Source organism: Microbacterium sp. MMO-35 (assembly GCF_037147555.1).
In the GTDB taxonomy this organism is placed as follows: Bacteria; Actinomycetota; Actinomycetes; order Actinomycetales; family Microbacteriaceae; genus Microbacterium.
This window is the reverse complement of sequence record NZ_JBBCVH010000013.1, coordinates 52,146-62,981: the sequence shown is the minus strand read 5'-3', so window position 1 is coordinate 62,981 and position 10,836 is coordinate 52,146. Positions and strand designations below refer to the sequence as shown.

Annotated in this window: 8 protein-coding genes and 1 riboswitch; all 8 genes read right to left on the bottom strand. The window is 72.2% G+C overall.

Features of this window, described 5'->3' with window-relative positions; all coding sequences use genetic code 11:
- Positions 1-490 precede the first annotated feature (490 nt).
- The 8 genes from argH to thiM all read right to left on the bottom strand — a co-directional run bounded on the left by argH (position 491) and on the right by thiM (position 10,722).
- The gene (argH, locus tag WFJ01_RS17935) at positions 491-1,930 is read right to left on the bottom strand and encodes an argininosuccinate lyase (protein WP_336629895.1); all 1,440 of its coding nucleotides are present in this window, start codon (positions 1,928-1,930) and stop codon (positions 491-493) included.
- Positions 1,927-2,877: an ornithine carbamoyltransferase gene (argF, locus tag WFJ01_RS17930; protein WP_336629894.1), complete on the bottom strand. Its 951-nt coding sequence runs from the start codon at positions 2,875-2,877 to the stop codon at positions 1,927-1,929. The genes argH and argF overlap by 4 nt, the downstream gene beginning before the upstream one ends.
- Entirely contained in the window at positions 2,874-4,094 is a 1,221-nt protein-coding gene (locus WFJ01_RS17925) for an acetylornithine transaminase (protein WP_251447241.1), read from the bottom strand. Before WFJ01_RS17925 ends, argF begins: the two co-directional genes overlap by 4 nt.
- Positions 4,091-4,990, bottom strand: a complete 900-nt coding sequence (gene argB / locus WFJ01_RS17920) for an acetylglutamate kinase (protein WP_251447238.1) — start codon at positions 4,988-4,990, stop codon at positions 4,091-4,093. The genes WFJ01_RS17925 and argB overlap by 4 nt, the downstream gene beginning before the upstream one ends.
- The gene (gene argJ / locus WFJ01_RS17915) at positions 4,987-6,144 is read right to left on the bottom strand and encodes a bifunctional glutamate N-acetyltransferase/amino-acid acetyltransferase ArgJ (protein WP_336629893.1); all 1,158 of its coding nucleotides are present in this window, start codon (positions 6,142-6,144) and stop codon (positions 4,987-4,989) included. The genes argB and argJ overlap by 4 nt, the downstream gene beginning before the upstream one ends.
- On the bottom strand, positions 6,141-7,214 hold the full coding sequence (gene argC / locus WFJ01_RS17910) for an N-acetyl-gamma-glutamyl-phosphate reductase (protein WP_336629892.1): 1,074 nt from the start codon (positions 7,212-7,214) through the stop codon (positions 6,141-6,143). Before argC ends, argJ begins: the two co-directional genes overlap by 4 nt.
- Before the next feature lie 293 nt (positions 7,215-7,507).
- Complete coding sequence (locus WFJ01_RS17905) at positions 7,508-9,871, bottom strand: bifunctional hydroxymethylpyrimidine kinase/phosphomethylpyrimidine kinase (protein WP_336629891.1); 2,364 nt, start codon at positions 9,869-9,871, stop codon at positions 7,508-7,510.
- Positions 9,868-10,722, bottom strand: coding sequence for a hydroxyethylthiazole kinase (thiM, locus tag WFJ01_RS17900; protein WP_336629890.1), 855 nt, complete (start codon positions 10,720-10,722; stop codon positions 9,868-9,870). Before thiM ends, WFJ01_RS17905 begins: the two co-directional genes overlap by 4 nt.
- Positions 10,713-10,806, bottom strand: a riboswitch (TPP riboswitch). Its footprint overlaps the gene before it by 10 nt.
- Positions 10,807-10,836: the final 30 nt, after the last annotated feature.

The following is a 10,836-nucleotide window of genomic DNA, read 5'->3' as shown; positions in this document are numbered from 1 at the left end:
GAGTTGGTCTTTGATCCAAAGGAATTTCTCAACCAGCCCGAAGACTGGACGAGGAATAAATTGGCATTTGACAAGTGCACGCTGTTGAGTTCTCAAGGATCGGATGCTCCTACAGTTCAGCCTCGCGGCATCACAAGTAGGGCTAGATCTCACTCCCGCTCGCTGCGTCTTGCGACGAACCTGAGCCGGGAGTTACCCATCATACTCGATGATCTTCCACAGGGGAAGTTCTTCGTTGAGATGGGGTTCGTTCGCCGCTTGGGGAGTCAGGCCTTCCGGCCCTTCGCTCTACCGCTTGGGGCGAACAAGTAATAAGTTACGCGGATCCGGGGGTTCCGGCAAATCGTGGCCGCACCCCGGGCGTGTCGCGCCCCTCGATTCGGCGGGTTCTGCGGACGAAACACCTGATGAACGAGGAAACCCTCCCCCAGGCGGACGCCCAGAGGAGGGTTTCGGCGGACGGAACAGCATCCGCGGAGGTTCTTTCGGGTCACATCCCGAGAGCGTGAGCAGCCGACTGCGCACGCGCGACGAGCTCGGCGCGCTGCTCGGCGACGCGCACCGGGGCGGTGCCGCCGACGCCGTCGCGACTGGCCACGGACCCCTCGATCGTGAGCACCTCCCGGACGGCGGGAGTCAGGTGCGGCGACACCTCGGCGAGGAGCGCATCGTCGGCGTCCTCGAGACCGAGCCCGCGCTGCTCGCACGCGCGCACCAGGGAACCGGAGATCTCGTGCGCCTCCCGGAACGGGACCCGGTTCTTCACCAGCCACTCGGCGACGTCGGTCGCGAGCGAGAAGCCCTGGGGAGCGAGCTCTGCCATGCGGTCGGTGTCGAACCGCAGCGTCGCCACCATCCCGGTGAACGCCGGCAGCACGACCTCGAGGGTGCGGACCGAGTCGAAGACCGGCTCCTTGTCCTCCTGCAGATCGCGGTTGTACGCGAGCGGCAGACCCTTGAGGGTGGCCAGGAGCCCGGACAGGTTGCCGATGAGACGCCCGGACTTGCCGCGCGCGAGCTCGGCGATGTCGGGGTTCTTCTTCTGCGGCATGATGCTGGATCCCGTGGAGTAGCCGTCGTCGAGCGTGACGAAGCCGAACTCGCGGGTGTTCCAGAGGATGATCTCCTCAGAGAAGCGGGACAGGTTGACGCCGATCATCGCGGTGATGAAGGCGAACTCCGCGACGACATCGCGCGACCCGGTGCCGTCCAGCGAGTTCTCCGCGGGTCGGTCCAGGCCCAGTTCGCGGGCGACCAGGGCAGGGTCGAGTCCGAGCGTGGATCCGGCCAGCGCTCCCCCGCCGTACGGAGACACCCCGGCCCGCGCGCGCCAGTCGACCAGGCGCTCGAGGTCGCGCACCAGCGGCCAGGCGTGCGCCTGCAGATGGTGCGCGAGGAGCACGGGCTGGGCGTGCTGCAGGTGGGTGCGTCCGGGCAGGATCGCGCTCTCGTGCGCCTGCGCCTGGGCGACGAGCGCGTCGATGAGGCCCAGGACGTCGCGGCCGATGATGCGTGCGTGGTCGATGAGATACATGCGCACGAGCGTCGCGATCTGGTCGTTGCGGCTGCGCCCCGCGCGCAGGCGTCCGCCCAGATCGGCGCCGACCTCGGCGATGAGCGCCGCCTCGAGCGCACCGTGCACGTCCTCGTCGCCCGGCTGCGGGAGAAGCGTGCCGTCGGCGATCTTCGCGGCGAGGGCGTCCAGGCCGGCGTGCATGCGCACCGCCTCATCGGCCTCGAGATAGCCCGCGGCCTCGAGCGCCGTGGCGTGCGCGTGCGAACCGGCGATGTCGTAGGGCGCGAGGATCCAGTCGAAATGCGTCGACCGGCTCAGCTCGGCGAGCTCCGGGCTGGGACCGCCGGCGAACCGGCCGCCCCAGAGCGCGCCCTGATTGGTTCCGTGCGCGGCGGCGCGGCGAGTCTCGGTCACTTCGTTCCCTCGCTCGACGGTCCCGAAGACTTCCCGATGAGCCACACGAGCAGCGCCTTCTGGGCGTGCAGGCGGTTCTCCGCCTCGTCCCAGACCACGCTCTGGGGGCCGTCGATGACGTCGGAGTCGACCTCGTAGCCGCGGTCCGCGGGCAGGCAGTGGATGAAGATCGCCTCGCTGTCGGCGCGCGCCATGGTGCCGGTGGTCACCTTGTAGGCGCCGAGGTCGCGCAGCCGCTGCGCCTTCTCCTCCTCCTTGCCCATCGACACCCAGGTGTCGGTGACGATGACATCGGCACCCGCCGCGGCCTCGTCCGGATCCGTGACCAGGGTCAGCGAACCGCCGGTCTCGGCGGCGCGGCGATGGGCGTCGGCCACCACGTCGGCGCGGGGCGCGTAGGCCTCGGGCGACGCGACCCGCACGTGCATGCCCGCGGTGACGCCCGCCAGCACGTAGGAGTGCGCCATGTTGCTGCGTCCGTCGCCGAAGAACGAGAGCGTGAGCCCGGCGAGGTCGCCCTTGTGCTCGCGGATCGTGAGCAGGTCGGCGAGCAGCTGGCACGGGTGGAAGTCGTCGGACAGCGCGTTGATGACCGGGACGCGCGTGCCCTCTGCCATCTCCTCGAGACCCGCCTGCGCGTACGTGCGCCACACGATCGCGGCGACCTGGCGCTCCAGCACCCGAGCCGTGTCGGCTGGGGTCTCCTTGCCGCCGAGCTGGCTGTTCGCCGTCGAGATGATCAGCGGGGATCCCCCGAGGTCGGCGATGCCGACCGCGAACGAGACGCGGGTGCGGGTCGAGGACTTGTCGAAGATCACCGCGACCGTCTGCGGACCCGCGAGGGTCTTGTCGGCCCAGCGGTCCTTCTTGAGCTCGAGCGCGAGGTCGAGGATCTCGGTCTGCTCGGCCGTGGTCAGGTCGTCGTCGCGCAGCAGGTGGCGGGTCATGCGTTCGTCTCCGTGAGAGCGGTGGCCGCGACCTCCGCGAGGGCGGCGGTGAACAGGTCGGTGAACTCGGCGATCTCGGCGTCGCCGATGGTGAGCGCGGGCGCGATCCGGACCGACGAGGGGTTCGCGGCGTTCACGATGAGGCCGAGGCGCTGGGCCGCGGCGACCACCTCGCCCGCCACGGGGGCGGCGAGAGCGACGCCGATGAGCAGCCCGCGTCCGCGGACGCCGGTGACCAGCGGGGATCCGATCCCCTCGACGGCCGCGCGCACCTGGGCGCCCCGGTCGCGCGCGTTCTGCACGAGCCCCGCCTGCTCGATCTCCTCGAGCACGGCGTTGCTGACCGCGGTGGCGAGCGGGTTGCCGCCGAACGTGGAGCCGTGCGAGCCCGGGCCCAGCAGGGCTGCGGCGTCGCCGAACGCGACGAGCGCGCCGATCGGGAAGCCGCCGCCGATGCCCTTCGCCAGGGTGATCGCGTCGGGCACGACGTCCTCGTACTGGAAGGCGAACCAGTCCCCGGTGCGGCCGGCACCGGTCTGGATCTCGTCCACGATGAGCAGCGCCCCGTGCTTCGCCGTCAGCTCGCGCGCAGCGCGGAGATAGCCGTCGGGCAGCTCGAGCACGCCGGCCTCGCCCTGGATGGGCTCGACGAACAGCGCGGCGACCCGGTCGTCCAGTGCCTGCTCGAGCGCCTCGATCGTGGCGGGGATGTGCTCGACGCCGCCGGGCAGCGGCTGGAACGGATCCCGCATCGATGCCTTCGCCGTGAGGGCGAGCGCGCCGATCGTGCGGCCGTGGAACGCGTTGTCGAGCGACAGGATGCGCGGGCGCTCCGCCCCGCCGTGAAGGCGCGCGAGCTTGAACGCGGCCTCGTTGGCCTCGGTCCCGGAGTTCCCGAAGAACACCCGGCCGGCGTCGCCGGTGCCGGCGAGGCGCTTGAGCCGGGCTGCGAGCTCGAGCTGCGGCGGGGTGGCGAAGTAGTTCGACACGTGGGCGAGCGTGCCCGCCTGGCGGGACACGGCCTCGACGAAGACGGGGTGCGCATGCCCGAGAGCGGTGACCGCGATGCCCGCGAGGAAGTCGAGGTAGCGTCGCCCCTCGCCGTCCCACAGGTGCGATCCCTCGCCGCGGACGAGCAGCTCGTACCGCGTGCCCGCATTCAAGATCAGGTCGCGCTCGGCGCTCTCCTGCCAAGTACCTTCGGCCGGCGACGTCATCCCGCCACCACCTCCGTTCCGATTCCCTTGCTGGTGAACAGTTCGACGAGCACCGAGTGCGGCACCCGCCCGTCGATGATGGCCGCCGCATGCACGCCCGACTCCACGGCCTCCAGGCATGCGGTCATCTTCGGGATCATCCCCGACTCGAGCGACGGGAGCATGGTCTTGAGCTCCGACGTGGTCAGGTGGGAGACGAGCGAGTCGCGGTTCGGCCAGTCCGCGTAGAGTCCGGCGACATCGGTGAGGATCACGAGCTTGACCGCGCCGAGCGCCGTCGCCAGCGCCGCCGCCGCCGCGTCCGCGTTCACGTTCAGCGACTGACCCGGATGATCCAGATCCGGGGCGATGCTGGAGACGACCGGGACTCGTCCGGCTGCGAGATGATCGTGGACCGGGGTCGGATCCACCTGGACGACGTCGCCGACGCGACCGAGGTCGACCTCTTCGCCGTCGATGATCACACCGCGGCGACGTCCGCCGAAGAGCCCGGCGTCCTCGCCGCTCAGCCCCGTCGCGATCGGTCCGTGCGAGTTGATCTTCGAGACGAGCTGCGGGTTGACCTGGCCGGTGAGCACCATCCGGACGACGCTGATCGCCTCGGTGTTCGTGACCCGGTAGCCGCCCTTGAACTCGCTGGGGATCTCGAGCCGCTCGAGCATGTCGGAGATCTGCGGCCCCCCGCCGTGCACGACGACCGGCTGCACGCCGACGTAGCGGAGATAGGCGATGTCCTGCGCGAACGCCTCCTGCAGGTCGTCGCTGATCATCGCGTTGCCGCCGTACTTGACCACGACGATCTGATCGCGGTACCTCTTCAGCCAGGGCAGCGACTCGATCAGCGTCTGCGCCTTGATCGCGGCCTCCTCGGGCGCGGTGTCCTGGAGATCGCTCATGAGGAGTACGCGCTGTTCTCGTGCACGTAATCGTGGGTGAGGTCGTTGGTGCGGATCGTCGCCGCGGCCTCGCCGACCTTGAGGTCGATCACGACGTGCGTCGCGCGCGGCGTCAGGTCGACCTCCTCGCGCGGCCGGTCGGGACCGCCGGCGGTGCACACCCGCACGCCGTTCATCCAGACGTCGACGTCGTAGGGATCGAACGCGGCGCGGGTCGTGCCGATCGCGGCCAGCACACGCCCCCAGTTCGGGTCGTTGCCGAAGATCGCGGCCTTGAACAGGTTGTTGCGCGCGACCGCGCGGCCCACCTCGACCGCATCCTGCTCGCTCGCGGCGTGCCGGACCTCGATCGAGATCGCGTGGCTGGCGCCTTCAGCGTCGTCCTGCAGCTTGCGGGCCAGTTCGTCGGAGACCTCGGTGAGCGCGGCCGCGAAGTCGTCCAGATCGGGCCGGATCCCGCTCGCGCCGTTGGCGAGCAGCGTCACCTGGTCGTTGGTCGACATGCAGCCGTCCGAGTCGAGCCGGTCGAAGGTGGTGCCGGTCGCACGGCGCAGCAGCGCGTGGGCCTCGGCCGCGTCGAGCACGGCGTCGGTCGTGAGCACCACGAGCATCGTCGCCAGCCCCGGCGCGAGCATGCCCGCGCCCTTCGCCATGCCGCCGATGGTCCAGCCGTCGCGGGTCACGGCGACCGTCTTCGCGACGGTGTCGGTGGTCATGATCGCCTCGGCGGCGGCCTGTCCGCCGTCGGCGCTCAGCTGCGCGACGCCGGCCTCGACCCCGGCGAGCACCTTGCCGCGGAAGACCTCGTCCCCGGTGCCGATGAGGCCGGTGGAGCAGACCACCACGTCCCCCGCGCTGACGCCCAGCAGCTCTCCGGCGCGCTCGGCGGTGAGGTGGCTGGTCTGGAACCCGAACGGTCCCGTGAAGCAGTTGGCGCCGCCGGAGTTCAGCACGACGGCCTCGACGATGCCGTCCTTCACGACCTCCTGCGACCAGATGATCGGGTTGGCCTTGGCCCGGTTGCTGGTGAACACCGCCACGCCCACCTTCCGGGGCCCGCGGTTCACCACCAGGGCCACATCGGGCTTGCCGGTGGACTTGAGGCCCGCGACGACGCCGGCCGCCTCGAATCCCTGGGGTGCGGTCACGCTCATGGGGCGACTCCGTTGATGGTGAGCGCCGTGGTCTCGGTGAGACCGAGCGCGATGTTCATGGACTGGATGGCGGCGCCTGCGGTGCCCTTGACGAGGTTGTCGACGGCGGTGACCACCACGACGCGGTTCGCGGCGCGGTCGATCGCGAGGCCGAGGAGCGCCGTATTGGCGCCGAGCACGTCGGCGGTGCGCGGGACGGATCCCTCCGGCAGCAGCTGCACGAAGGTCTCTCCGTCGTAGGCGCTCTCCCACGCCTCGCGGATCTGGGCGTCGGTGGCACCGGGCGCGATCGGCGCGGTCGAGGTGGCGAGGATCCCGCGCGCCATCGGCACGATGACGGGGGTGAAGGAGATCCGGATCCCCTCCGGATCCACGATCCCGGAGACGGTCGACGGGCCCGACGCGGCGGCGAGCGCCTGACGGATCTCGGGGATGTGCCGGTGCGTGCCGCCCACCGCGTAGGGGTTGGCGGATCCGAGGATCTCGCTGCCCAGCAGGTGCGGCTTGAGGCTCTTGCCGGCGCCGGAGGGACCGACGGCGAGCACCGTCACGATGTCGGACGGGTCGATCACGCCGGCCGCGACGCCGGGGGCGAGGCTCAGGCTCACGGTGGAGGCGTTGCAGCCGGGGGCCGCGATCCGGGTCGCGCCGCGGAGGTGCTCGCGCTGCTTTCCTCCATCGACCAGGAGCTCGGGCACGCCGTAGCTCCACGGCTCGTGGAACGCTCCGCCGTAGAAGGCGTCCCAGGCGGTCTGCGACGTCAGTCGGTGGTCGGCCCCCGCGTCGATCACGAGCGGGACGTCGCCGAGCGCATCGGTGTACTGCCCCGACTGCCCGTGCGGCAGTGCGAGGAACACGATGTCGTGGCCGGCGAGGATCTCGGGCGTCGTGTCCTGCAGGGTCAGGTGAGCAAGGGAGCGCAGATGCGGCTGGTGCTCGGAGAGCTTCTGGCCGGCGTTCGAGTGCGCCGTGACGGTGCGGATCTCGACGTCGGGATGGCTCGCGAGCAGGCGAAGGATCTCGCCGCCCGCATAGCCGGATGCGCCGGAGACGGCGACGGAATACGTCATGCTTCCACCTTAACGGTCGGGTCTGCCGCGGACGCCCAAGAAGACGGCGCGCGGCAGGAGTGCGATGCGGGGCCGGAGGCGGCGACGCCGGCGCTCGACCGCGTACGACGCGGGAGCGCAGGGTCGCCTAGAGTCGGCGGTCGCCCGAGCGGCGTCGACGCACCACGGTGACACCCGTCGGGGTGGTCGTGTGCGGAGCCGGAAGCATGCGGAGACCCTATCGCGGGGCCGGGCCCTCGTCCAAATCGAGGGCCCGGCCCTGCGTCATCGCACCGGAGACCGGGCGGATCCCCTCAATCGCGGAGGTCGGCTGCGGCGAAGAAGGCGCGTTCGTGCTCGCTCGAGCGCACGAAGGCGACCCGCATCCGCTCGCGCGTGACCGGGTCGGCCGCGGCGGCGTGCGCGGAGACGATCCGGATCGCCTCCTCGGTGGCTTCGGCGAACCGCGGATCCGCGTACTCGTCGAGCCATTCCGCGAAGGGGTGCACGGCGTAAGGGCGCACCGGGTCTGCCTTCGCCTGCGCATGCAGCCGGGTGCCGACGTCGGCGTAGATCCAGAAGCAGGGCAGCAGAGCCGCGATGAGCACCCGGTAGTCGCCGTCGAACGCCGCACCCCGCAGATGGTCGAGGTAGGCGGTCGTCGCCGGCACGGGCTCCGCGCGGAACGTGGCCGCGCCGATCCCCTCCGGCGACAGCAGGCTGGCGTGCAGCTGCAGCTCCCCGATGACGGACTGCTCGGCGGAGTGCGCCCAGAACGCCTGCTCCGCGGAGTCCGGCGCGAGGCGCGCCGCCTCGGCGAGGGTGCGCGCATAGTCGCGCAGATACAGGGCGTCCTGCGCGAGGTACGCCCGGAACGGGGCCTCCGGCAGGCTTCCGTCGGCGAGGCGGCGCAGGAACGGCAGGTCGTGGCGGGGCCGCCCGCTCGGCGCCCGTGGCGGCCACCACCCCGCGGGGGCCGCCACGGGGGCGGGGGGGGCCTCCGGGCGCCCCCCCCGCACGGGGGCCCCCGGCTGCCGCCGGGGGCGGCGGGGGCGCTCGCCCGCCTGGGGGTCTACGGCGCGCCGGCCCGGCGCCACCCACGACCACCACGCTGCGGCGACCTCCTCGCGAGCGGGATGCGCCTCGAGCCCGCCGCGACGCCACAGCCCGGCGAAGTGGCTGACCGGGCCGTGACCGGATCCGACCTGCAGTCCGGCTCCGGCGGCGATCGACTCGCGGAGCCACGACCGCACCTCGGTCACCGCTTCGCGCCAGTCGCGGTCCGCGGCCCGCCGGGTCGCGAGCGCGGCGGAGAGCGAGCAGCCGGTGCCGTGCGTGCTGGCGGTGCGGATCCGGGATCCGGGGTACTCCCGCACCGGCCCGAACGGGCCGACGAGCGCGTCGGGCGCCTCGTCTCCGCCGAGATGCCCGCCCTTCACGAGCACCAGAGCGCCGGTCTCCGCAGAGAGCCGCTGCGCCTGGGCGAGCGCGCCTGCCCAGCTCGCTGCGGCGGATTCGCGCACGAGGACGGCCAGTTCCGGAAGGTTCGGCGTGATCAGGTCGGCGAGCGGCAGCAGCGCGCACAGCGCCTGCTCCGCTGCCGCATCCAGGAGCCGGTCGCCGCTCGTGGAGACCATCACGGGATCCAGCACGACGGTCGGCGGGCGATGCACGCGCAGCCAGGATCCGACCTCGGCGATCACCTCCGCGTCGGCGAGCATCCCGATCTTCACCGCGTCGACGCGCACGTCGTCGCCGAGGGCATCGAGCTGGGCGCGCAGGAACGAGGCGGGAGGCACGTGCACGCCGCGGACGCCCCGGGTGTTCTGGGCGGTCAGCGCGGTGATCGCGGCCATGCCGTAGCCGCCGTTCGCGGCGATCGACTTGAGGTCGGCCTGGATCCCGGCACCCCCGGAGGGGTCGCTGCCGGCGATCGAGAGCACGCGCGCGACCCCGCCCGCGCCCCACGCGCGCAGCAGCTTGCGTGCGGCGACCCGCGGATCCGGGGCGGCGCAGAGCGCCGACACCACCGCGACCCCCGCTGCGCCGCCGGCGCGGAGCGCAGCGACGTCGGCGCGCTCGATGCCGCCGATCGCGACGCAGGGCAGCGGGCTGTCGGCGGCGAACGCGGCGAACCCCGCCACGCCGAGGGGAGCCGGGTGGTCGGGCTTGGTGCTCGTCGGATGGATGACGCCGACGCCGAGGTAGTCCACGGTGCCGGAGGGAAGCGCCCGCACGGCGTCGAGGTGCGCTGGCGTGTTCGCGGTGAGCCCGACGATCGCGTCGGGGCCCAGGAGGGAGCGCGCGGTGAGCGGCGAGGCGTCGGACTGCCCGAGGTGGATCCCGTCCACGCGGGCTCCGCGGCGACGCGCCTCCACGACGGCGTCGAGGCGGTCGTCCACGACGAGCAGCGCCCGCCCTGCGATGACCTCGGACAGCGCGCACAGCTGCTCCACGATCGACGCGTCGTCGGCGTCCTTGTCGCGCAGCTGCACGATCCGCACCCCGCCGGAGACGGCCGCGTCGACGACCGCGGCCACGCCACGCTCCCCGCAGAGCGCCGGATCCGTGACGAGGTAGAGCGCGAGATCGTCGCGGCGGAGACGGGCAGCACGGCGGGCCGGCACCGCCTCGGGTGCGGCCTCCTGCGGCGCGGTGAGGACCTCCGCCCCGATCATGCGGCCACTCCCTGCCCCGCCTCGACGCGAGCGCGGACGGCGAGATGCTCCGGACGGACCGCCGAGAGCGCGTCGAGGAGCCGGACGGCGAAGGATCCGGGTCCGGCTGCACCCTCCGCCGCGTCCTCGGCGGCGACGGTGTAGACGAGGGTCGCCGCCGTCGCGGCGACCAGCGGGTCGTGCCCGGTCCGTCGCGCCGTACCGAGGAACGCGGCCATGACGGCGCCGAGGGCGCAACCGCCCCCGGTGACCCGGGTGAGCAGGGCGTCGCCATTCGCGACGCGGATCGTGCGCTCGGCGTCGACGAGGAGGTCGACCGGGCCGGAGACGGCGACCGCTCCCCCGGTCCGTCGCGCGAGGTCGCGAGCCGCGTCCGCCGCCGCCTCCGTCGCGTCGAGCGCGTCCACGCCGCGCCCGCCCTGGCTGAGGCCGGCGAGCGCGAGGATCTCGGACGCGTTGCCGCGGATGAGCGTGGGACGCAGGCCCAGCAGATCCTGCGCCAGCGCGGTCCGCACCGGGAGAGCCCCCACGGCCACCGGGTCGAGCACCCAGGGCGTGCCCGCCGTGCGCGCCCCTCCGACGGCCTCGAGGCTCGCCGACCGCTGCTCGGGCGTGGGGGTGCCGAGGTTCACCAGGAGACCGGACGAGATCGCGGCGAACATGCCGGCTTCGCCCGTGATGTCCACCATCGCCGGCGCGGCGCCGAGGGCGAGCAGCACATTGGCGGTGAACCCGGTGACCACCGAGTTGGTGATGCAGTGCACGAGCGGGGGCTCCCCCCGCAGCTCCCGCAGAAGGTCCGCGGCGGATCCCACCACGGACTCGGACGACGTTTCCAGACGCGCGCTCATCGCGACATCCCTTCGCTAGTACGACCTAGATCAGGTTCGACGGGTGTGATCTCAGCCGCGGATGCGGCACCCCGTGTCACTGCCGGTCAGTCTAGCCATGCGTCTCCGGTCCGG